Origin of the sequence: Phaeobacter sp. B1627, from assembly GCF_006265095.1 — a bacterium.
Taxonomy (GTDB): domain Bacteria; phylum Pseudomonadota; class Alphaproteobacteria; order Rhodobacterales; family Rhodobacteraceae; genus Epibacterium.
In genome coordinates, this window is record NZ_VCNK01000029.1 from 31,069 (window position 1) to 52,675 (window position 21,607).

Here is a 21,607-nt window from a genome sequence, read left to right on the forward strand (position 1 = left end):
ACAAGGATTCTGACACCGATGACCGACCTCCACCCCGTCCGCCGCGCCCTTTTGTCCGTCTCTGACAAGACGGGCCTGATCGAGCTGGGCAAAGCCCTTGTTGAACGCGGGGTCGAGCTGCTGTCGACCGGCGGCACCGCCAAGGCGCTGCGCGACGCCGGGCTCGCCGTGAAGGATGTGGCAGAGATCACCGGTTTTCCGGAGATGATGGACGGTCGGGTGAAGACCCTGCATCCGATGGTGCATGGCGGGCTTCTGGCGCTGCGTGACAATGACGCCCATGTGGCGGCAATGACCGAGCATGGCATCGGCGAAATCGACCTGCTGGTTGTCAATCTATACCCGTTCGAGGCCGCGCTCCGGCGGGGGGCCGATTACGCTGAAATGATCGAGAATATCGACATCGGCGGGCCTGCGATGATTCGCGCCGCCGCAAAGAACCATGCCTTTGTGAACGTGGTGGTCGATGTCGAGGATTATGGCGTGCTGCTCGAAGAACTGGACCAGAACGACGGCGAGACCTCTTTCGTGTTCCGTCAGTGGCTGGCGCAGAATGCCTATGCGCGCACGGCGGCCTATGATGCTGCGGTGTCGAACTGGATGGCCGGTGCGATCGGTCTGGAGGCCCCGCGTCGCCGCGCTTTTGCCGGTCAGCTCGCCCAGACCCTGCGCTATGGTGAAAACCCGCATCAGGACGCGGCCTTCTACACCGATGGCAGCGGTCGCGTCGGTGTGGCCACGGCCCGGCAGCTGCAGGGCAAGGCGTTGTCCTACAACAATATCAACGACACGGATGCCGCCTTTGAGCTGGTCAGCGAATTTGCTGCCGACGGCGGCCCTGCGGTGGCGATCATCAAACACGCCAACCCCTGTGGTGTGGCCCGGGGCGCGACCCTGCTTGAGGCCTATCAGAAGGCGTTTGACTGCGACCGCACCTCTGCGTTTGGCGGTATCGTGGCGCTGAACCAGCCGCTGGATGCGGAAACGGCCGAGGCGATCACCCAGATCTTTACCGAGGTGGTGATCGCGCCGGGCGCTTCGGATGCGGCAAAGGAGATCTTTGCGGCCAAGAAGAACCTGCGCCTGTTGATTACCGACGGCCTGCCGAACCCGCAGGACAGCGGTCTGACCTCGCGTCAGGTCTCGGGCGGAATGCTGGTGCAGGACAAGGACATCGGTCACCGCGCGATGGAGGACCTCAAGGTCGTCACCGAAAAAGCACCGACACCGGAGCAGATGGCGGATCTTCTGTTCGCGTGGAAAGTTGCCAAACACGTGAAGTCCAACGCGATTGTCTACGTCAAGGATGGCCAGACCGTTGGCGTCGGGGCCGGACAGATGAGCCGTCTGGACTCGGCCACGATCGCGGGCGTCAAGGCGCAGCGGATGGCGGATGCGCTGGAACTGCCCGAGAGCCTCGCCAAGGGATCCGCGGTTGCGTCGGATGCGTTCTTTCCGTTTGCGGACGGGCTGTTGGAGGCTGCGGCCAATGGCGCCACCTGCGTGATCCAGCCCGGTGGCTCCATGCGCGATGATGAGGTCATCAAGGCCGCCAATGAGGCCGGTCTGGCGATGGTGTTCACCGGCATGCGCCACTTCCGCCACTGACTGGATGTGACCGGGGTGATACGGAAACACGTGATGATCCTCGCCGCTCTGCTGGCGCTTGCCGTGGATCAGGCGACAAAGATCGGGGTCGTTTTCGGCCTCGGTCTGGTCAACCGGCTGCAGCTCGATGTGCTGCCGCCGCTGCTGAACTTTCGCTACGGCGAGAACAGGGGCATCAACTTTGGTCTCTTTGAGGGCGACAGCGACGCCAGCCGCTGGATCCTGGTCGCGATCTCCGTGGTGATCTGCGGGGCGGTATTCCTGTGGGTCCGCAGATCTCATGGACAGAGCAGGGTGATGCAACTGTCGGCGGGCATGGTGATCGGCGGCGCGCTGGGCAATGTCGTGGACCGGGTGGTCTACGGATATGTGCTGGATTTCCTCAATATGTCCTGCTGCGGCGTCAGAAACCCCTTTGTCTTCAATGTCGCGGATGTGTTCATCTTTGCGGGGGCGGCGGGGTTGATCCTGTTTGAGGGCCGCACGAAAAAGCCCGCGTGACCTCCTGCGTGAATTGCGCTAGAGGTGAGCGAAACCGTCTAAGAGGATTGCGCCCCATGCGCTTTGCGACCGCACCGATCATCCTGGGTTCCATTTTGCTGCTGACAGCCTGTGGCGACAAGCCGCTGCATGATCTCGATGCACGCCGCAAGGGACCGGACGAATTTCTGGTGCTGCCCGGATTGCCGCTGGAAGAACCGGCCAGCTATGCGGCGCTGCCGACGCCGACGCCGGGAGGCAGCAACCGCACCGACAGAGATCCGCAAGCCGAGGCGATACTGGCGCTGGGCGGCCGACCGAGCGGTGCCGGAATTCCCGCCGGTGAAGGCGCGCTGGTTGCAGCCGCCAGCCGGTATGGCGTCGAGGGCGATATCCGTGAAACACTGACCGCCGAGGATGAAAAGCGCCGCAAGCGGGCCGGGATACTGGCCAGTGTCAAACTGTTCCCGGTTGACCGCTACGCAGAGACCTATGAGCGCGACTCGATCGACCCCTTTGCTGTGAGTGCCGCCTACCGCCGCGCCGGTGTTCCGACGCCCTCTTCACCGCCGGCGACCGAATAGGACTTCACTTTCTCGGGAAATCGGCTTGTAGCTGACGCGCGGCACCGTAACTTGATCTTCAGCAGATTGACCGACTCTGCCCAACGACATCGCTCCGGGCCGCACTTCTGTATGTCCGGACGGCTGGGCGACTGATCCGGAGGATACATTTGATGACATCTGTGGCAGCGACTGCAGCCAGGCCCATGGCCCTTTGGCGTGCGACGCTTTCTGTGCTTGCGATGGCGGGACTGGTGACAGGTCTCGGGGCGACGGCGCTATCGGCAGAGGCAACCGGCCCGGAGGCCGCCCCCGCCGTCGAGAGCCTGACCCAGGGCGGGACCGAAATGGTCACGACCTTCACGCTGGACAATGGCATGATGGTTGTGGTGGTCGAGGATCACCGCGCTCCGGTGGTGCAGCATATGGTCTGGTACCGCGCCGGTTCTGCCGACGAACCGGTGGGGCAGAGCGGCGTTGCGCATTTTCTGGAACATTTGCTGTTCAAGGGCACCGATACGCTCGCTCCCGGCGAGTTGTCTGCGACCGTGGCGCGCAATGGCGGGCAGGACAATGCATTCACCAGCTACGACTACACCGCATATTTTCAACGCGTCGCGGCCGACCGGCTGGAACTCATGATGCGGATGGAGAGCGACCGGATGCGCAACCTGCGCCTCACCGAAGCCGATATCGTCACCGAGCGCGAGGTCATTCTGGAGGAGCGCAACCAGCGGACGGACAATGACCCGTCGGCCCTGTTCCGCGAACAGATGCGCGCGGCGCAATATCTGAACCACAGGTACGGGCAGCCGGTGATCGGCTGGCGCCATGAGATGGAAACCCTGTCGATCGATGACGCCTTGTCGTATTACGGCACCTACTACGCGCCCAATAATGCGATCCTTGTGGTGTCCGGTGATGTTGACCCGGACGCGGTGCTGGGCCTGGCGCAAACCTATTATGGCGTGATCCCTGCGAACCCCGATCTGCCGGAACGACTGCGCAGTCAGGAGCCGCCGCAAACCGCAGCGCGCCGTCTGACCTTTGCCGATGCGCGGGTCGCACAGCCCTATGTCCACCGGTCCTATCTCGCGCCCGAGCGCAACAGCGCCAGTCAGGAAAAGGCGGCGGCGCTCTATCTCCTGTCCGAGCTTTTGGGCGGTGGCACCACGTCCTATCTGGCCAATGCGCTGCAGTTCGAACAGCAGGTCGCAGTCTATACGGCCGCTTTTTATTCCGGGGTGTCGCTGGATGAAACCACCTTTGATTTTGTGATTGTGCCCGCCGATGGTGTGACGCTGGAGGAGGCGGAGGCCGCCCTTGACCGAACCGTGCAGGCGTTTTTGGCCGAGGGGGTCGACAGCCAGCAGCTGGAGCGGATCAAGCTGCAACTGCGGGCCGCTGAAATCTATGCCCGCGATGATGTGGACCGGATCGCCAATCGCTATGGTCGGGCCCTGACGTCCGGCCTGACCGTCGAGGATGTGCAGGATTGGCCGCGCGTGCTGCAGTCGATCACCGAGGATGAGATCATCGCCGTCGCCCGCGAGGTGATACAGCCAGAGGTCTCGGTGACTGGATATCTGACCCGGAAGTCGCAGGAGGTCGCACAATGAATCGGATCCAAACGCCCGCCCGAATATCTGCCCGAATGCCCGCCCGAATGCCTGCCCAATCTCAGGCTCTATCCCAGGCCCGAATTCAGGCCCGATTGCAGACCCGACTTCAGTCCCGTGCCCAGGTCGGACCAAGGGCCCGCGCCGACGTGAAAACACCGGAAAAGGGGCTGCTGATGCGCTGGCTGATTGCGGGGGTGATGGGCTTTGCACTGTTGGTGGCCGCCCAGGCTGTGCGCGCCGAGATCGACATTCAGGAGGTGACCTCGCCCGGTGGCATCAAGGCCTGGCTGGTGGAGGATCACAGCATTCCCTTCACCGCGCTGGAGATGCGGTTTCGCGGCGGGACCTCGCTCGATGCGCCGGGGAAACGGGGCAGTGTCTATCTGATGGCAGGCCTGCTGGAGGAAGGCTCCGGCGCGCTGCGGGCGCAGGATTATACCCGCGCGCTGGAGGCGCTGGCGGCGAGTTTCTCCTACGATGCGGACAAGGACACGGTGTCGATTTCGGCCCGGTTTCTGAGCGAGAACCGCGACGATGTGGCGGAGCTTTTGCGTCAGACCATTCAGGAGCCGCGGTTTGATCAGGACGCATTGGACCGTGTGCGGGCGCAGGTTCTGGTTGGCCTGCGGTCGGACATGTCGGACCCGAACGAACTGGCCGGGCGCAAATTTGCCGAGTTGGCGTTTGGCGATCACCCCTATGGCACCAACGGCAAGGGCACCGAAGAAAGCGTGTCGGCCCTGACCCGTCAGGATATGTTCGCCGCGCATGAGGCCGTCTTTGCCCGCGACCGGCTGTTCGTCAGCGCGGTGGGGGATATCACGCCAGAGGCGCTTGGGGTGTTGCTGGATGACCTGCTTGGCGATCTTCCGGCCGAGGGTGGCCCGCTGCCGGGGCCGGCCGAGGTCCTGCTTGAGGGCGGCACCACCGTGGTGCCCTTCTCCACGCCGCAATCCGTCGCCCTGTTTGGTCAAAAGGGGATCGACCGGCATGATCCGGATTTCTTTGCCGCCTATGTGCTGAACCAGATCCTGGGCGGAGGCTCGTTCGAGACCCGCCTGATGGAGGAGGTGCGCACGAAACGCGGGCTGACCTATGGTGTCTACAGCTATCTGGTGCCGCGGGATCTGGCCTCGACCTACATGGGCTCGCTGGCGTCCGCCAATGAGAAGATGGCCGAGGCCGTGGCCGTGGTGCAGGAGCAATGGGCCGAAATGGCGGCGAAGGGGGTCACCGCCGCAGAGCTGAAGGACGCGCAAACCTACCTCACCGGCGCATATCCCCTGCGGTTCAATGGCAACGGCCAGATCGCGTCTATTCTGGTGGCGATGCAGATGGATGATCTGCCGACCGAATATGTGGTGACCCGCAACGAAAAAATCGCGGCGGTGACCCTGGAGGATGTGAACAGGGTGGCGCGCACGCTGCTGGACCCTGAGGGGCTGCAATTCGTGGTGGTCGGAGACCCGGTGGGGCTGAAGTCCACAGACTGACCGATGCGGCCTGACCACGCAGCGTGACAGATGCGGCCTGACCGATGCGGCCTGACTGATGCGGCCCCGTCCGGGCGCTGCTCAAATTGGAAACGGCGCGCCCTCCTGCGAGGCCGCGCCGTTTCTTCAGGCTGTGATTTTGTCTTTCGGGGACCGAGTATCACGCGCCGTAGGGGATCCAGATCGTTTTGATGTCGGTGGCCGCCTGCAGGAACTGTCTGCTCTGGTCTCGGCTCCAGTCAAAGGCAGTGCCGTAGTTGACCCAGGTCCGTTTGAGGTTGCCGGCCGAGGCCGTTTCGATCGCTTCGGACAGGTCGCTTGAGGAAAAGCTCCAGACCGCATCGAGGTTCAGGTGCTTTGCCATCGTGTCGCCCAGATCTTTGTGGCTGCCGGTCAGGATGTTGACCACGCCCGCCGGCACGTCAGAGGTGTCCAGCACCTGGTACAGATCGGTGGCGGCCAGCGGAAAGGCCTCGGATGCGGCCAGAATCACCCGGTTGCCCATCGCCAGTGCCGGTGCCATCGCCGAGATCAGGCCCAGCAGAGGGGCGTCGTCGGCGCAGAGAATGCCGATGGTCCCCACCGGTTCTTTCATTCCCAGCGCAACCCCCCGGATCGGAACGCCATGGGCGAGGCCGTCGTATTTGTCGGCCCAGGCCGCGGCGGAAAACAGGCGCTGGAGCGAGGCCTCGACCTCTGCGGCGCCGGTCTTTTTGCCGGTCATGCTGTCGATACGATTGGCAAATTCGCTGGCGCGCGCCGCCAGGTTTTCGGCCAGATAGTACAGGATCTGCGCCCGCAGATGGCCAGTGGTGGCAGACCAGGCCTTGGCTCCGGCGGCGGCCTCGACGGCGTTTCGCACGTCCTTGCGGCTGCCCAGTCCGACCTGTCCCAGCAGATCGCCTTTGGCGCTATAGACGGCTTTGACGTAGCCGCTGTCGGGCCGGGCCTGTTTGCCGCCGATATACATTTTTGCGGTGCGGTCGATGCCTGTCGGCGCTGCGGGGCTGTCGGCGGCGTCAAAGGCTGCCACGGGCGCCAGCGGCTTGGGCGAGGTTTTGGGTTTCGTGTAGGCCATCAGCCCTTCGACGCCGCCCTCACGGCCAAAGCCGCTCTCGCGCTTGCCGCCAAACGGGGCGGCCGCGTCGAACATATTGGTGCCATTGACCCAGACCACCCCGGCGACCAGTTTCGGCGCCACGTCCAGCGCCAGATTGATGTTTTCGGTCCAGAGCGTCGCGGCCAGCCCGTAGCGGGTGTTGTTGGCCAGCTCCAGTGCCTCGGCGGGGGTGCGGAAGGTGGTGGAGACCAGAACGGGGCCGAAGATCTCCTCCTGCATCAGGGGATCTGCCGGTGACAGGCCTTCGATCAGGGTGGGCGGGAAGAAACAGCCTGCTGCGGGCAGGTCTACTGCGGCCTGATGCACGGTGCCGTCTGGCGCGCTGGCAACCAGCTTTGAAATCTGGGCGTGCTGCACCGGATCCACCACGGCACCTACATCGATGCATTTATCGAGCGGATCCCCAAGGCGAAGGGTCTTCATCCGATTGCGCAGTTTCAGGTGAAAGGTCTCGGATATGCTTTCCTGCACCAGCAGGCGGGAGCCGGCACAGCAGACCTGGCCCTGATTGAACCAGATCGCATCCACGAGACCCTCGATCGCGGAGTCCAGATCGGCATCGTCGAACACGATGTAGGGGCTCTTGCCGCCCAGTTCGAGCGTCAGCGCCTTGCCGGTGCCTGCGGTGGCTGTGCGGATGCGCTTGCCCACCTCGGTGGAGCCGGTGAAGGCGATCTTGTCCACCTTGGCGTTGACGATCATCTCGCCGACGGCACCATCGCCGGTCACGATGTTCACCACGCCCTTGGGCAGGCCGGCCTGGCGGCAGATATCGGCAAACAACAGCGCGGTGAGCGAGGTGTATTCCGCCGGTTTCAGCACCACCGTATTGCCCATCGCCAGAGCGGGCGCGACCTTCCACGCCAGCATCAGCAGCGGAAAATTCCACGGGATGATCTGGCCACAGACGCCATGGGCCTCGCGGTCCGGCATCTCATCCGCCATCAGCTGCGCATGACCCGCGTGATGATAGAAATGACGCTGCGCGAGAGGGATGTCGATGTCGCGGCTTTCCCGGATCGGTTTGCCATTGTCGAGCGTTTCCAACACGGCGAAGAGTCGGCTGTGCTTCTGGAGCAACCGCGCGATCGCATAGAGATACATGGCGCGGCTGGACCCGCCCATCGCCGCCCAGCCGGGCTGCGCCTTGCGGGCCGATGTCACTGCCGCATCGACATCGTCCTGGGTTGCCTGGGTCAGTTCCGCCAGCACTTCGCCCGTGGCCGGGTTCCTGCTCTCGAAACCGGTGCCGGGTGCGGTGTATGCGCCGTTGATGAAATGGCCGAACCGGCTGCCCTGATCGACCAGCCAGGCAAAGGCGTCGGCGGCGCTTTCGGGGGCGGGGCCATAGTCCATGGTTTCGAATATCTCTTTGATTGTCATCTGGATGTCCTTACGCCATCGGGTGGCGGTAGCCGGCGGAATAGGCGCCGGTCACATGATGTTCGAGCTGGCGTTCGATATCGCCCAGCAGGGACGAGGCGCCAAAGCGGAACAGGTCGGGCTGCAGCCAGCGGTGGCCGAGTTCCTCTTTCATCAGGCTGAGGTAGACGAGCGCGTCCTTTGCCTTGGAGATGCCGCCTGCGGGCTTGTAGCCGACGTGAAAGCCGGTGCGGTCAAAATAGTCGCGGATGGCGCGGATCATCACCAGCGAGACGGGCAGGGTCGCATTGACGCTTTCCTTGCCGGTCGAGGTCTTGATGAAATCGGCCCCCGCCATCATGCAGATCATCGAGGCGCGGGCGACATTGCGCAGGGTGCCCAGCTCGCCCGTGGCGAGGATCGCCTTGACATGGGCCTCGCCGCAGGCCGCGCGGAAGGTTTTCATCTCGTCATAGAGCGCCTGCCAGTTGCCGCTGAGCACATGCCGGCGCGAGATCACGATATCGATCTCGCGGGCGCCGGCGCGGACGCTTTCGCGGATTTCCTCGACCCTGAGGTGAAAGGGCGAAAGGCCAGCCGGAAAACCGGTGGAGACGGCCGCGACGGGGATATCCGTTCCCTGCAGCGCGCGTACGGCGGCGGGGATCATGTCGTGATAGACGCAGACGGCGCCCGTGGTGATCTCTTCCATGCCGAGTGCTGCCAGAATATCGGCCCGCACCGGCTGACGCGCCTTGGCACAAAGACGGGCCACGCGGGCCTCGGTGTCATCGCCAGCCAGCGTGGTCAGATCGATGCAGGAAATCGCCTTCAGCAGCCAGGCCGCCTGGTGGTCTTTTTTGACGGAGCGGCGCCCGGGCAGGCTGGCACAGCGCCGCTCGATGGCCGAGGTATTGGCCTCGATGCCCAGAGCCCAGTCCAGATCCAGGTCCATGCCGGGGTTGCGGGGCAGGCTGCCATGGGCGTGGCCCGCCTGTGCCGGGTCGGCAGGGGATTTGGCGGACGCTTGCGCGGCCTTGTCTGCGATTTGGCTGTCCATGTGCGGGAGTCCTCGATCGATTTGACATCAAAATCGCATGCCGACCCCCATTTGTGCAAGCGTTCGCTCGGGATTTGGGCGTGTATTTTGACCAAAAGGACAAAATATCCACATTCATTGCGAATAATTCTCATTTTCATTGACGAAGTTGCGAACCGTTCTCATATCTATGGGTGTGGAATGAAGCTGCTGCGATCAGGGAGCGCGCTGAATGCTGAACCGACGTCATACTCTTTTGGGCCTTGGTGCCGTTGCGACACTGGCGGCCGCGTCGCCCCTGGCTGCGGCGGAGGGGCCGCTGCGGATCGTGGCCACCACCGGCATGATCGCGGACGCCGCGCGCCAGATTGGTGGCGCGGAGGTCGCGGTGACGGCCTTGATGGGGCCGGGGGTGGACCCGCATGCCTACCGCCAGACCCGCACGGATATTGCCGCGATGACCCGCGCCGATCTGACCCTGTGGCACGGGCTCTATCTTGAGGCGCAGATGGAGGATTTCTTCCACGCGCTGGCCCGGAAACGGACCGTGGTCGCGGTGGCGGAGGCGACCCCCAAGGCCCTGCTGCGCAGCCACGATGACTATGCCGACAAATATGATCCCCACCTCTGGATGAGTCCCGAGCTGTGGAAATACGTCGTGCAGGAGGTCGCCCGCGCCCTGACGCAGGCCCGCCCGGAGGCGGAGGCGGTCTTTGCGGCAAATCTGGCGCGCCATCTGGGCGAGTTGGACCGGCTGTCTGCCTATGGTCGTCGCAGTGTCGCGGGTGTGCCTGAGGCGAAGCGCGTGCTGGTGACCGCCCATGATGCCTTTGGCTACTTCGGGCGGGACTATGGTTTTGACGTGCTCGGCATCCAGGGGATTTCGACGCAGTCCGAGGCGGGGCTGAACCGGATCAGTGGGCTGGTGGATACGCTGGTGGAGCGCGGGATCACTGCGGTCTTTGTCGAGACATCCGTGGCGGACCGGTCGATGCGGGCCCTGATCGAGGGGGCCGCGGCGCGGGGACATGAGGTCGTGATCGGGGGCGAGTTGTTTTCGGACGCGATGGGCGATGACGGCACCTATGAGGCGACCTACGTCGGTATGCTGGACCACAACTTCACCACCATTGCCGGAGCGCTGGGCGCGGATGTGCCGGCGGGCGGCATGGATGGCACCCTCGGGGCAGGACACTGAGTATGCAACTTTCGCTGGCGAAACAGAGCAAGCAGACCGCAGAGGAGGCAGCGCAGGCGACCAGCCCTTTGGCCATTCGCGGGCTGACCGTCAGCTACGGTGAAAAGCCGGCGGTGTTTTCCGTCGATATGACCGTGATGCCGGGGCAGATGACCGCCATCATCGGGCCAAATGGTGCCGGGAAATCCACCATGCTCAAGGCTGCGCTGGGGATCGTCGCGCCGGTCTCGGGGCGGGTGCAGGTCTTCGGCCGTCCGCTGGATCATCAGCGGGGCCGGGTGGCCTATGTCCCGCAACGCGCCTCTGTGGATTGGGATTTCCCCACGCGCGTTATCGACGTGGTCATGATGGGACTGTACCGGGATCTTGGCCTGCTCGGACGGATCCGCGCCAGTCACCGCCGGATCGCACGTGACTGCCTTGATCGTGTCGGCATGGGCGAGTTCGCGGGTCGCCAGATCGGGCAATTGTCCGGCGGTCAGCAGCAACGGGTCTTTCTCGCCCGGGCCCTGGCGCAGGGCGCCGATCTCTATCTTCTGGATGAGCCTTTTGCCGGCGTCGATGCCGCAACAGAGAAGGCTATCATTGGGGTTCTGAAGATGCTGCGGGCCGAGGGAAAGACGGTGGTGGTGGTGCATCATGACCTGGCCACCGTGCGGGATTATTTCGACAATGTCTTTCTGATCAACACCCGCAAGGTGGCCGAGGGCCCGGTGGAGACGGCCTTCACCGCCGAGACATTGCAGGCCGCATATGGGGGTCGCCTCGCCACCGCCCAAATCGATCAGATCGCGACCTCTGCATGATGTCCACGCTGATCGACGCGCTCCTGCTGCAAATGGGATATAACGCCACGCTGGTGGCGGTGGGCGCCGCTTTGCTGGGCGCGGCGTCGGGCATCACCGGGACATTTCTGTTCCTGCGCAAGCGGGCGCTGGTGTCGGATGCGGTCAGCCACGCAACGCTGCCCGGTGTCTGCGTTGCCTTCCTGATCCTGGTCGGCCTTGGCGGCGATGGCCGCAACCTGGCGGCGCTGCTGCTGGGGTCGGCGCTCTCGGCGGGGCTCGGGCTGTGGTGCATGAACTGGCTGACCCGCAACACCCGACTGGCCGAGGATGCGGCCATCGGCGCAGTTCTGTCGGTCTTTTTCGGATTTGGCATCGTGTTGCTGACCGTCATTCAGACGCTGGGCGTTGGGCGGCAGGCGGGGCTGGAGGGGTTTTTGCTCGGCTCGACGGCGGGCATGCTCTATGCGGATGCGCTGGTGATCGCCACGGGCGGAGCGGCGGTGCTGATCCTGATCCTGCTGGCGCGGCGTCCGATGACCATGGTGGCCTTCGACCCGGAGTATGCCGCAGCGCGCGGTCTGCCGGTCGGCAGGATCGACATGCTGATGATGGGGCTGGTGATGGCGGTGACCGTCGTCGGGCTGAAGGTGGTCGGGCTGATCCTGATCGTGGCCCTGCTGATCATTCCGCCGGTCACTGCCCGGTTCTGGACCGAGCGGGCCGATCAGGTGGTCATCCTGTCCGGAGTGCTGGGGGCGGTCGCGGCCTATCTGGGGGCGGCCTTGTCGGCCTCGGCCCCGAATTTGCCAACCGGGCCGATTATCGTCCTGATGAGTTTTGCCCTGTTTGCGCTGTCCCTTCTGATTGCCCCGAACCGGGGCGTGCTGGCGGCGGTGCGACGCCACCGCCGGTTCCAGAAACGGGTGCATTTGCGGCAGGGTTTGCTGGCGCTGGCCCAGGATCAGATCATCTACGAGCCCCTGACCCTGCGGTTGCTGGCCCAGTCCGGGTTCGCGCGTGCAGACGGGGTTGCCACGCAGTCTGGCCGACGGCGCGCGGCCAAGGCCCTGCGGGACGAGATGCGCTGGGACATCCTGCGCCGCGATCAGGCACAGGAGGCTGCAGCGGCGCTGTATGACGGGTTGCGTGAGATCGAGACCGTACTGACGCCGGATCAGATTGCAGCAATTGACCGCAAAATCGGCAGCCCAAGGGAGGTCTGAACAATGGGAAGCGAATTTGTCACCCTGTCCCTGACGCCCCTGCTGATCGGGATCTTTGCAGCGGTGGCCTGCGCCCTGCCGGGGAATTTCCTGCTGCTGCGCAAGCAGGCCCTGATCGGAGACGCAATCAGCCATGTGGCCCTGCCGGGGATCGTTGTGGCGTTTTTGGTGACGGGGGCGATTTCCACCTGGCCGATGATGCTGGGCGCGGCGGGGGCCGCCTGTGTCGCCGTGGTCATGATCGAAGGCATCCGCCGATTGGGGCGGATTGAACCGGGCGCGGCGATGGGCGTGGTGTTCACCACCTTGTTTGCCGCCGGGGTGCTGCTGTTGGAGCAGAGCGATACATCGTCGGTGCATCTGGACGTGGAGCACGCGCTCTATGGCAACCTCGAAAGCCTGATCTGGCTCGACGGCACCGGCTGGGGCTCGCTTGCGGACCCGGAGGCGCTGGCCTATCTGCCGGTGGAGCTGCCGCGCATGGCGGCGACGCTGGTGGTGGTCGTGGGCTTCATTGCGCTGTTTTGGCGCCCCCTGACCATCGCGACCTTTGACGAGGGGTTTGCCCGCACGTTGGGCATGCGCACGGATCTTCTGGGGCTGGCGCTGGTCCTCATCGCCGCGATTTCGGCAGTTGCGGCCTTTGATGCGGTGGGCTCGATCATCGTCATTGCCATGTTCATCTGCCCGCCCGCGGCCGCCCGGATGATGACCAACCGGCTGGACGTGCAGGTCGGCTGGAGCATCGTGTTTGCCACGCTGGCCGCGGTGGTCGGATATGTGCTGGCGGGCTATGGTCCGCTGTGGATCGGGATGGCCGACGCGGTGAGCGCGGCCGGAATGATCGCGACCATCTCTGGTTTGATCCTTGCGATTGCTGCGCTATTCGGCCCCTGTCGGTCGCGCGCAGGCGCCCCGTCAGGCGTGTAGCGCGCCTCTGGCCGCCCCTGTATTCCGGCCGTTGCGCAGGCCGGATAGAGCGCGTATTCCGGGTGGCAGAATCGCAATGGTGCATGCTAAATATAGCGGTATGACATTCCCCGACCCCCAAATCAGCGAAACCCTGCCGAATCCCGCGCGTCCTGTGATCCGGCAGCTTGATGACAGTGCGATCAACCGTATTGCCGCAGGCGAAGTGGTGGAGCGCCCTGCCTCGGCCGTGAAAGAGCTGGTCGAAAATGCCATCGACGCCGGGGCCAGCCGTATCACTGTGGAAATTGCGGATGGTGGCAAGACGCTGATCCGGGTCACCGACAACGGCTGCGGCATGTCGCCTGCGGATCTGCCACTGGCCCTGTCCCGGCATGCGACCTCGAAGATTGACGGCTCCGACCTTCTGAACATCCACACCTTCGGGTTCCGGGGCGAGGCGCTGCCGTCGCTTGGCGCTGTCGGGCGGCTGATCATCACCAGTCGCGCCGAGGGTCATGAGGCGGCGCAGATCCGGGTCGCGGGCGGCGTGTTCGACCCGGTGAAACCCGCAGCCCTGCGCCAGGGCAGCATCGTCGAGCTGCGCGACCTGTTCTTTGCCACCCCCGCACGGCTGAAGTTCATGCGCTCCGACCGGGCCGAGACGCAGGCGATTTCGGACACGGTCAAGCGGCTGGCCATGGCGGAGCCCTCGGTCGGTTTCACGCTGCGCGATGTATCGGGCGGCGGCGAGGGGCGGGTGAGTTTTCGCGCTGATCCGATGAGCGGCGACCTGTTCGATGCGCTACATGGCCGGCTGGCGCATGTGATCGGGCGTGAGTTTGCTGAAAACGCGCTGAAAATCGACGCGACCCGCGATGATATCCGCCTGTACGGCTATGCGGCGCTGCCGACCTATTCGCGGGGCGCGGCCGTCACCCAGTTTCTCTTCGTCAATACCCGCCCGGTGAAGGACAAGATGCTCACCGGCGCACTGCGGGCGGCCTATATGGACTTTCTCAGCCGCGACCGTCACCCGGCGGCGGCTTTGTTTCTCGACTGCGACCCCACGCTGGTTGATGTCAACGTACACCCGGCGAAATCCGAAGTCCGCTTTCGTGACCCGGGTGTGGCGCGGGGTCTGATCGTATCTGCGCTGCGGCACAGTCTGGCCGAAGCCGGACACCGCGCGTCCTCGACCGTGGCCGGTGCCACCCTTGGTGCGATGCGGCCGGAACAGCCCTCGGCGACGGGTGCGCCCCGGGTCTACCAGATGGATCGGCCCTCGCTGGGCGCACGCAACGCCTCTTACGCGGCGCAATCCCCGGGTCAGCCGTGGCCACAGGCCGTTGATGCGCCGCCATCGCCGGGCTTTGCGGAATTCGAAGGCGCCTTTAGCGGGCAGCTCGTTGAGGACCGCAGTCCGGCCCCGTCCCGGGATGAGGCCGCAGCAGATCACCCGACGGATCTGCCGCTGGGAGCGGCCCGGGGTCAGGTGCATGAAAACTACATCATCGCCCAGACGCGGGACGGCATGGTCATCGTGGATCAGCACGCCGCCCACGAACGTCTGGTTTATGAAAAGCTCAAAGGCCAGATGGCCCAGAATGGCGTTGCGGCGCAGGCCCTGCTGATCCCGGAAATCGTGGAACTCTCGGAAACGGACTGCGCGCGTCTGCTGGAGGTCGCCGGGGAATTGGCGAAATTTGGCCTGGGGCTTGAGGCCTTCGGCGGAAATGCTGTGGCCGTGCGTGAAACCCCAGCAATTCTGGGGGAGGTCAATGCCGAAGCGATGATCAGGGACATTCTGGATGAGTTGGCGGACCAAGGAGAAAGCCAGCTGGTGCAGGCGCGGCTTGAGGCGATCCTCAGCCGGGTGGCCTGCCATGGCTCGATCCGGTCCGGACGACGGATGCGGGGCGAAGAGATGAACGCATTGTTGCGCGAAATGGAGGCGACGCCCCATTCCGGCCAGTGCAACCATGGCCGTCCCACCTATGTGGAACTGAAACTGTCCGACATCGAACGTCTGTTCGGTCGGAGCTGAGGGGTTTTGCTGATGGAAGGCATGGGAGATGCCGTTGCCAATATGGATGCGCTTGGTTTGATGATCCTTGGGGCAGGGGCCGCGGTGGTGCTGCTGTTTGTCCTGTTGTTTCTGTCGATGCGCAACTCCGGTCAGGCCGTCCGCGCGATCGCGCCGCTGACGCAGCAGATGACGGCGATCGGTCAGGTCGCCCAGCAGCTGTCCTCCGGTCAGGAGGCGCTGCGCGGTAATCTGCAGACGGTGTCTGATACTCAGGCCAATGCCCAATTGCAGATCCTACGGACGATGGAGACCCGGCTGGGCGATGTGCAGCAACGGATGAATGACCGGTTGGCGGACAATGCGATGAAACAGGCGCGCGCGATCTCCGAGATGCAGGAACGCATGAGCGAGAGCCTGCACGGCAATGCGAAACGCACCGCAACCTCGCTGACGCAATTGCAGGAACGGCTGGCGGTAATCGACAAGGCGCAGGACAATATCACCAAGCTTTCGGGCGATGTGCTGTCGCTGCAGGATATCCTGTCGAACAAGCAGACCCGGGGGGCCTTCGGGGAAATCCAGTTGAACGATATCGTGTCCAAGGCGCTGCCGACGGATGCCTATGCGTTTCAGCATACGCTCTCCAACGGCAAGCGCGCCGACTGTCTGATCAGACTGCCGAACCCGCCGGGACCTATCGTGATCGATTCCAAATTCCCGCTGGAGCCCTACGAGGCCCTGCGCAATGCGGAAAGCCAGGATGAAAAGGCACTGGCGTCGCGGCTGTTGAAAGGGGCGTTGCGCAAACATATTCGTGATGTGTCGGAGAAATACATCCTTGACGGCGAAACCGCAGACGGAGCGTTGCTGTTCCTCCCGTCCGAGGCGGTTTATGCGGAGTTGCATGCCAATTTTTCTGATGTGGTGCGCGAGGGGTTTGCGCTGAAGGTCTGGATCGTTTCTCCGACCACCTGCATGGCGACGCTCAACACCATGCGCGCAATCCTGAAAGACGCCCGGATGCGGGAACAGGCCGGTGCGATCCGCAAGGAGCTGGGGCTTTTGCACAAGGATGTGGAGCGGTTGGGCGACCGGGTGGTCAATCTGGATCGCCACTTCGGTCAGGCGCAGAAGGATCTGTCGGATATCAAGATCAGCGCCGACAAGGCCGGGCGCCGGGCGCAGCGGCTGGATAATTTCGATTTTGAAGAGCTGAGTGCGGATAGCGTCGGGCAGGTCGTCGCTCTGGAGCCCTCCGCAGAATGATATCGCGCATGCGTCAGGCGCGGGTGGCCCCGAATGCCACCCTGTTGCGCGAAGCGGAACTGAGAGCGGAAAAGGTCGTCTCGCTCCTGCGGATCTTTGTGTCATTGGGGCTGATGCTTGTGTTTGTCCTTGCGGTGGGAACGCCGCCGGAGGAAATCGCGGCCATTCTTCACAGACAATGGCTGTCGGCGGTGCTGGCGCTGCTCTCCTATCTGGGGCTCGGCGTGTTCACCCTGTGGTTGACGCTCAGCGGCCGCTTCCGTCGGTGGATGGTCTGGCCGGTGGTCACCTTTGACTGCATGTTCATGTTGCTCAACACATGGGTGGGGCTTGAAAATGTCGCGATGCCCGGGGCGCTGACATTCCTGCTGCCGCCGACCTGGCTGGTGCCGGTGGTGCTGGCCTTTGCTGTGCTGCGTTTCAACCCCTACCTGCAGGCCTATTGTGTGGCGCTGATTGTCGGGGGGCTGAGCTGTCTCATCTTCATGTCCGACTATGAGTTGACCGATGATGTGATCCTGCGGGCGCAGCACCTGCTGGCAGGACCGCCCAATATCGTGCGTGTGGTTATGATTCTGCTGGCCGGCGTGGTGCTTGTGGTTGCGGCGTCGGCCTTGCGCAGTTTGCTGCACCGGTCGCTGATCGAGACCGAACGACGCCTGTCCCTGACGCGCTATCTGCCGAGCCGACTGGTGGAGCGGATGCAGGCCGAAGGCCTGGAAGAATTGCGCCATGGACGGCGGCAGGTGATGGCAGTCCTGTTTGTGGATATCCGCGGCTTTACCTCCTGGGCGGAGGGCAAGGACCCGGCCGAGGTGGGCGAGTTCGTCACCGAGTACCGCATTCGGATCCAGCGCGCCGCGCGTCAGACCCAGGGCATGGTGGATAAGTTCATCGGCGACGGCGCGATGCTGGTTTTTGATGGCGAAGCGGCCGCGGATCGCGCCCTGCACTGTGCCCTGTGCCTGTCGGAGGACATGGAAGAATGGTCCGCGCTCCGTCAATCTGAGGGGCGGCACGCGGTGAAAGTGGGAATCGGGCTGCATTGGGGAGAGGTGTTTTCCGGTGTGGTCGGGGATCAGGATCGACTGGAATTCACAGCCCTTGGCGACACTGTGAACACGGCTGCGCGTCTGGAACAGATGACCAAGGAGTGCGGTATGGAAATTGTCGTCTCTGCTGCCCTGCTGGAGGCCTGCCGTCCGCGAGGGGGGGAGCCCGCGCGCGAGGGTTGGACGGAGTTGCCGCCGGTGACACTGCGCGGGCGCAGCCAGCCGATTGCCCTCTTTGGACGTGCCCGGCCCGGAGATGTGGGCTGATCCCGGCTGATGCAAGGCGCTCGGCTGAAACCGGAGCCTGTCGTCGGTCCGACGGATTGTCCCGGATCAGTTGGCCGGTCGGGGGTCCGGGGTCAGGGCAGTCTCCTCCGACAGGACCTTTCCGGGCAGGGTGAAGCGGATCACCGCGCCAGCGCCGGTTGCCGCATTCGTTGCCTCGATTTGGCCGCCGCGGGCCTGTAGCAGGCGGTGGACGCCCTGCAGCCCGAAGCCCCCTTCTGTCCGCAATGTGCCCGTGTTCAATAACAAGGCGGAGGCTTCTTTCAGTCCCGGGCCGTTGTCGCGCACCTCGATACGGTAAAATCCGGGGCCTGCGTCGGTGAGACAGACATCGATGTGCAAGGCGCCCGGGATTTCCGAGCCAGTGTGTTTGATCGCATTGTCGACCAGGTTGCGCAGGATGATCAGGGTGGCGGCGCGGTCCCCGACAACCCAATCGCCCGAAACCGTATGGGTGCAGAGCCCCATGGGATCCAGAAGGGCGACAACCTCTTTCACCAGGTTCGCGAGGCTGAAGGTCCTGATATCGGATTTCGTCGAGGTTGCCTGCGCGTGGGAGAGGATGTCGGCAATCAGGTTCATGGCTTTGATGCCGATTTGTTCGAGCATGTCGATCAGTTCCAGCTTGCCATCGCCGAGATCGACGAAGTCGTCCCGCAGCATTCCGGCGATGGTGCTGACATGCCGGATCGGGGTTCTGAGGTCATGTGCCGCGAGGCTGACGAAATCTTCAATTTCGGTCTGAAACATCTCGGCTCCGAGTTGCAGATCGTGCAGCGTATCGAGGCTGGAAATATCCTTGGTTGTGCCGACGATGCGACGGACCTGCCCCCGGTCCCCGATGATGGGGCGCAGGGTCACTTCGATCTGGTGCACACTGTCGTGCAGGGGCAGGTGGGATTGATAGGCATAGGGCATCGCGGTGCGGAGAATGCGGAGGTGGTGCTGATATATGGTTTCGCCGTATTGACCGGGAAACAGATCCCGTATGGTCAGTCCCAGGACCTCGTCTTCGGTGCGCTGAATATGTGACAGGCCGTAGCGGTTGAATGCGACATAGCGCGGGATGCCGTCACGGTCGGGTTCCAGAACAAAAATCGCTTGTTCGATTTGATCCAGAAGGGCCTTTTCGTCGGGGGTCATACACACGCCTCTACACTACAAACACACAAGGCGCATGGCCCGGACCGAAGGCGATTGCCAATACCGCTGGTTCCCAACAGTGGCTCACGCCGGTATACTGTCACGCGATGGCTAAAAAACCATAAACTTTGCAGGAGCGTGCGCGCGGGGTCGCCGGGGCCTTGAGACCAGAATTCAGGCCCCGGCGGATCGGTTCAGGAGGTGTGCGAAACGACCTGCAAGTGTTGTGCCAGCGCGCCGATACGGCCCATCCAGCTGTCCACCAATGCCGGATCGCTCGGGGCGGCGCTGACGCCTGCCGCGATCTTGCCGTTCATGGCCGCCTCGACGGCGTAGGACACCGGATAGGACACGAGGCGCGCCATGGCGCTGCCGCGATCGTCGCCCCAGGCGTCCATGACGTAGGTCTTGTGCCACTTGGTCTCGCCATTGCGTTCTGCCTTCAGGTCAACACAGAGCACAACCCGGTCCGGCTCGCCCGCGTCATAGGCATTCTCGGCCCAGAACTGATCGGACATTTCCTTGAGCCGGGCATCGCCTTCGGGGCCGTCCAGTGTTTCGACCTCGCGGAAGACATCCGCCCATGCGTCGCTCCAGCCGTTCAGGCGCAGGGTCCCGCGCACGAATGTCTTCACCTTCCAGTCCTTGCCGAAATGGTACTGCTCCATGAAGGGCAGGGAATCGCGGTTGGGATAGACTTCGAAATTCTCCGGCAAGGCCAGCGGTGCATCATAGGTCGATATGGCGTCCCAGGGGCGGGCCACGTCGAAGACCGCGAAGTCCCGGATGGAGCGGGAGGGCGAGCGCAGCGCCTTGAGCACGCCGAGAGGCGACCAGCTGAATTTGTAGCGGAAGGGGTTCGGTGTTTTGGGGATGCCGCCGCAATAGGACAGAAAGCTGATTTCGTTTTCCGGATCAAACGCCGGAGATCCCGCGTATTCCGCCACCAATGCATGGGCCATCAGGTGGTCGATGCCGGGGTCGAGACCGACCTCGTTCACCAGCGCGACCCCGGCGGCTTTGGCCTTGTCGTCCAGGTGGCGCATCTCGGGTGAGATATAGGAGGAGGAGACGAAATGCGCCCCCTTTGCGATTGCCAGCTCTGCCAGTTCCACATGCCAGTCGCCCGGCAGCATGGAGACCACGACATCGGCGGGGCTGAGCAGTTCCGACAGCCGCGCGACAGAGAATTTATGGATGTTTGTGGTCAGATCGCCCACTGCCTCGGCGGCCTTTTCCGGCGTCCGGTTCCATACGGCGACGTCGTGGCCTGCCTCCAGCAGGCGCCGCAGGCCGGGAATGGCCGAGAGCCCGGTTCCGCACCAGTGAATAGTCATGTCAGTTCTCCTTCGTCGGGGTGGGGCAGGTCAGCCCGCAACATGTTCGTCAAAGACCGCTTTCGCCCGCGCCCAGACACCGGAGTCGAGGTCGGTCAGGGTCAGCAGGCTGGCCAGCAGTTGATCGGCGTAGTCCTCGGAGCTTTCAGCGGGCAGCATCGAGGGCAGGTTGTCGATCGCCATCACGTCGAGCACCGGGGTCTCGGCGACCCGGATTACCGGGTTTTCCCATGTGGTGGCGTGGCTATAGACAGGGACCGGATTATAATCGCTATCCGGATCGCAGGCCACATCGCCCACGGCAGTGAGCCTGCGTGGCGCGCTGAGCGCATCCCGTGGCACGAAAACCGGCGTGCCGGGGCGGGCAAAGATACAGTTCAGGAACAGATCATGGTCGAGGATCTGCGGGAAGGGGCCGCCGCTTGCGGTTTCCGCCATATCCCATTTGGTCACCGCGACGCCCATCGCCTCGCAGAGGTCCGCCGCGCCGGTGCCAACGCGCCCGAGAGCGCCGATCACTATGGCCGTGGGGCGCTCTGATCCGGTGGCGTCCAGTTCCTGGCTGAGGGCCGCCAGCAGCGCATCTTTGTCTGCGTAGACACCCACCGGGCCGCAGATCGCATCACGTTGCTGAGCGGCCCAGGCCTTGAGCGTGACTGCAGCGCCGGCATAGCCTGCCCAATAGCCGAAGGCCGCGACGCGACGGCCGCTTTCGTCCACCAGATATTCAAGATCATAGAGCGTGCCTCCTGCCTCCCGGAAGCGGCGCAGCAACTCCCGGCCGGAATGTTGCCCCTTGAAGGCATGGCCGAACATGATGTGGCGGTGCGGCAAGGGTGTCCCGTCGTCAGGCAATTCCTTGAGCCCGAAGATGATCGCATCCCGCGGCGCATCGGGCCAGCTGTTCTCGGGCGCGATCTCGCAGCCTGCATCGATATAGCCCTGCAGCGCCAGGGCACGGGTCCGGCTGTCTTCCACGGTGACACGAATGCCTGCGGCAATCAAAGCGCGGGCCCCCGCCGGGGTCAGCCCGACACGGTCTTCGTTCAGGCGCTGCTCGGCGCGCACCCAGAGATGAGTCATGTCGTCT

Annotated in this window: 17 protein-coding genes; 12 read left to right on the forward strand and 5 right to left on the reverse strand. The window is 63.8% G+C overall.

What is annotated here, in order from left to right; all coding sequences use genetic code 11:
• Nucleotides 1-18: 18 nt before the first annotated feature.
• From purH to FGE21_RS15420, 5 genes are all read left to right on the forward strand, one after another.
• Nucleotides 19-1,608, forward strand: a complete 1,590-nt coding sequence (purH, locus tag FGE21_RS15400) for a bifunctional phosphoribosylaminoimidazolecarboxamide formyltransferase/IMP cyclohydrolase (protein ID WP_139664322.1) — start codon at nucleotides 19-21, stop codon at nucleotides 1,606-1,608.
• Between the two features lie 33 nt (nucleotides 1,609-1,641).
• On the forward strand, nucleotides 1,642-2,109 hold the full coding sequence (gene lspA / locus FGE21_RS15405; protein ID WP_370285744.1) for a signal peptidase II: 468 nt from the start codon (nucleotides 1,642-1,644) through the stop codon (nucleotides 2,107-2,109).
• Nucleotides 2,110-2,165: 56 nt separating this feature from the next.
• The gene (locus FGE21_RS15410; RefSeq protein ID WP_139664323.1) at nucleotides 2,166-2,672 is read left to right on the forward strand and encodes a DUF3035 domain-containing protein; all 507 of its coding nucleotides are present in this window, start codon (nucleotides 2,166-2,168) and stop codon (nucleotides 2,670-2,672) included.
• Nucleotides 2,673-2,824: 152 nt separating this feature from the next.
• On the forward strand, nucleotides 2,825-4,270 hold the full coding sequence (locus FGE21_RS15415) for a pitrilysin family protein (RefSeq protein WP_139664324.1): 1,446 nt from the start codon (nucleotides 2,825-2,827) through the stop codon (nucleotides 4,268-4,270).
• A gap of 176 nt (nucleotides 4,271-4,446) precedes the next feature.
• Complete coding sequence (locus FGE21_RS15420) at nucleotides 4,447-5,766, forward strand: pitrilysin family protein (RefSeq protein WP_139664325.1); 1,320 nt, start codon at nucleotides 4,447-4,449, stop codon at nucleotides 5,764-5,766.
• 160 nt (nucleotides 5,767-5,926) lie between these two features.
• Here FGE21_RS15420 and FGE21_RS15425 read toward each other — a convergent pair whose 3' ends face one another.
• Entirely contained in the window at nucleotides 5,927-8,269 is a 2,343-nt protein-coding gene (locus tag FGE21_RS15425) for an aldehyde dehydrogenase family protein (RefSeq protein WP_139664326.1), read from the reverse strand.
• A gap of 10 nt (nucleotides 8,270-8,279) precedes the next feature.
• Nucleotides 8,280-9,308, reverse strand: a complete 1,029-nt coding sequence (gene deoC / locus FGE21_RS15430) for a deoxyribose-phosphate aldolase (protein WP_139664327.1) — start codon at nucleotides 9,306-9,308, stop codon at nucleotides 8,280-8,282.
• Nucleotides 9,309-9,519: 211 nt separating this feature from the next.
• On the opposite strand from deoC, the gene FGE21_RS15435 reads away from it, so the two are divergent.
• From FGE21_RS15435 to FGE21_RS15465, 7 genes are all read left to right on the forward strand, one after another.
• The gene (locus FGE21_RS15435; RefSeq protein WP_139664328.1) at nucleotides 9,520-10,485 is read left to right on the forward strand and encodes a metal ABC transporter solute-binding protein, Zn/Mn family; all 966 of its coding nucleotides are present in this window, start codon (nucleotides 9,520-9,522) and stop codon (nucleotides 10,483-10,485) included.
• A gap of 2 nt (nucleotides 10,486-10,487) precedes the next feature.
• The gene (locus FGE21_RS15440) at nucleotides 10,488-11,291 is read left to right on the forward strand and encodes a metal ABC transporter ATP-binding protein (protein WP_139664329.1); all 804 of its coding nucleotides are present in this window, start codon (nucleotides 10,488-10,490) and stop codon (nucleotides 11,289-11,291) included.
• Complete coding sequence (locus FGE21_RS15445) at nucleotides 11,288-12,496, forward strand: metal ABC transporter permease (RefSeq protein WP_255731610.1); 1,209 nt, start codon at nucleotides 11,288-11,290, stop codon at nucleotides 12,494-12,496. The genes FGE21_RS15440 and FGE21_RS15445 overlap by 4 nt, the downstream gene beginning before the upstream one ends.
• Before the next feature lie 3 nt (nucleotides 12,497-12,499).
• Nucleotides 12,500-13,426, forward strand: a complete 927-nt coding sequence (locus tag FGE21_RS15450) for a metal ABC transporter permease (RefSeq protein WP_139664330.1) — start codon at nucleotides 12,500-12,502, stop codon at nucleotides 13,424-13,426.
• 100 nt (nucleotides 13,427-13,526) lie between these two features.
• On the forward strand, nucleotides 13,527-15,452 hold the full coding sequence (gene mutL, locus FGE21_RS15455) for a DNA mismatch repair endonuclease MutL (RefSeq protein ID WP_139664331.1): 1,926 nt from the start codon (nucleotides 13,527-13,529) through the stop codon (nucleotides 15,450-15,452).
• Between the two features lie 12 nt (nucleotides 15,453-15,464).
• Nucleotides 15,465-16,700: a DNA recombination protein RmuC gene (locus tag FGE21_RS15460; RefSeq protein WP_139664332.1), complete on the forward strand. Its 1,236-nt coding sequence runs from the start codon at nucleotides 15,465-15,467 to the stop codon at nucleotides 16,698-16,700.
• Entirely contained in the window at nucleotides 16,697-18,019 is a 1,323-nt protein-coding gene (locus FGE21_RS15465; protein ID WP_370285747.1) for an adenylate/guanylate cyclase domain-containing protein, read from the forward strand. The genes FGE21_RS15460 and FGE21_RS15465 overlap by 4 nt, the downstream gene beginning before the upstream one ends.
• Before the next feature lie 66 nt (nucleotides 18,020-18,085).
• Here the strand turns inward: FGE21_RS15465 and FGE21_RS15470 are convergent, their stop codons facing one another.
• The 3 genes from FGE21_RS15470 to FGE21_RS15480 all read right to left on the reverse strand — a co-directional run bounded on the left by FGE21_RS15470 (nucleotide 18,086) and on the right by FGE21_RS15480 (nucleotide 21,600).
• Nucleotides 18,086-19,180: a PAS domain-containing sensor histidine kinase gene (locus FGE21_RS15470; RefSeq protein WP_139664333.1), complete on the reverse strand. Its 1,095-nt coding sequence runs from the start codon at nucleotides 19,178-19,180 to the stop codon at nucleotides 18,086-18,088.
• Between the two features lie 194 nt (nucleotides 19,181-19,374).
• Nucleotides 19,375-20,517 carry a saccharopine dehydrogenase family protein gene (locus tag FGE21_RS15475; protein ID WP_139664334.1) on the reverse strand — a complete coding sequence of 381 codons (1,143 nt, stop codon included), beginning with the start codon at nucleotides 20,515-20,517 and terminating at the stop codon, nucleotides 19,375-19,377.
• Between the two features lie 30 nt (nucleotides 20,518-20,547).
• Nucleotides 20,548-21,600 (reverse strand): saccharopine dehydrogenase, encoded by a 1,053-nt coding sequence (locus FGE21_RS15480; RefSeq protein ID WP_139664335.1) that lies wholly within the window; start codon nucleotides 21,598-21,600, stop codon nucleotides 20,548-20,550.
• Between the last annotated feature and the right edge of the window lie 7 nt (nucleotides 21,601-21,607).

What these genes read in the sequence shown, in the direction of transcription:
- purH (WP_139664322.1), top strand. Translation starts at nt 19, where the DNA reads ATGACCGACCTCCACCCCGTCCGCCGCGCCCTTTTGTCCGTCTCTGAC.
- lspA (WP_370285744.1), top strand. Translation starts at nt 1,642, where the DNA reads ATGATCCTCGCCGCTCTGCTGGCGCTTGCCGTGGATCAGGCGACAAAG.
- FGE21_RS15410 (WP_139664323.1), top strand. Translation starts at nt 2,166, where the DNA reads ATGCGCTTTGCGACCGCACCGATCATCCTGGGTTCCATTTTGCTGCTG.
- FGE21_RS15415 (WP_139664324.1), top strand. Translation starts at nt 2,825, where the DNA reads ATGACATCTGTGGCAGCGACTGCAGCCAGGCCCATGGCCCTTTGGCGT.
- FGE21_RS15420 (WP_139664325.1), top strand. Translation starts at nt 4,447, where the DNA reads ATGCGCTGGCTGATTGCGGGGGTGATGGGCTTTGCACTGTTGGTGGCC.
- FGE21_RS15425 (WP_139664326.1), bottom strand. Translation starts at nt 8,269, where the DNA reads ATGACAATCAAAGAGATATTCGAAACCATGGACTATGGCCCCGCCCCC.
- deoC (WP_139664327.1), bottom strand. Translation starts at nt 9,308, where the DNA reads ATGGACAGCCAAATCGCAGACAAGGCCGCGCAAGCGTCCGCCAAATCC.
- FGE21_RS15435 (WP_139664328.1), top strand. Translation starts at nt 9,520, where the DNA reads ATGCTGAACCGACGTCATACTCTTTTGGGCCTTGGTGCCGTTGCGACA.
- FGE21_RS15440 (WP_139664329.1), top strand. Translation starts at nt 10,488, where the DNA reads ATGCAACTTTCGCTGGCGAAACAGAGCAAGCAGACCGCAGAGGAGGCA.
- FGE21_RS15445 (WP_255731610.1), top strand. Translation starts at nt 11,288, where the DNA reads ATGATGTCCACGCTGATCGACGCGCTCCTGCTGCAAATGGGATATAAC.
- FGE21_RS15450 (WP_139664330.1), top strand. Translation starts at nt 12,500, where the DNA reads ATGGGAAGCGAATTTGTCACCCTGTCCCTGACGCCCCTGCTGATCGGG.
- mutL (WP_139664331.1), top strand. Translation starts at nt 13,527, where the DNA reads ATGACATTCCCCGACCCCCAAATCAGCGAAACCCTGCCGAATCCCGCG.
- FGE21_RS15460 (WP_139664332.1), top strand. Translation starts at nt 15,465, where the DNA reads ATGGAAGGCATGGGAGATGCCGTTGCCAATATGGATGCGCTTGGTTTG.
- FGE21_RS15465 (WP_370285747.1), top strand. Translation starts at nt 16,697, where the DNA reads ATGATATCGCGCATGCGTCAGGCGCGGGTGGCCCCGAATGCCACCCTG.
- FGE21_RS15470 (WP_139664333.1), bottom strand. Translation starts at nt 19,180, where the DNA reads ATGACCCCCGACGAAAAGGCCCTTCTGGATCAAATCGAACAAGCGATT.
- FGE21_RS15475 (WP_139664334.1), bottom strand. Translation starts at nt 20,517, where the DNA reads ATGACTATTCACTGGTGCGGAACCGGGCTCTCGGCCATTCCCGGCCTG.
- FGE21_RS15480 (WP_139664335.1), bottom strand. Translation starts at nt 21,600, where the DNA reads ATGACTCATCTCTGGGTGCGCGCCGAGCAGCGCCTGAACGAAGACCGT.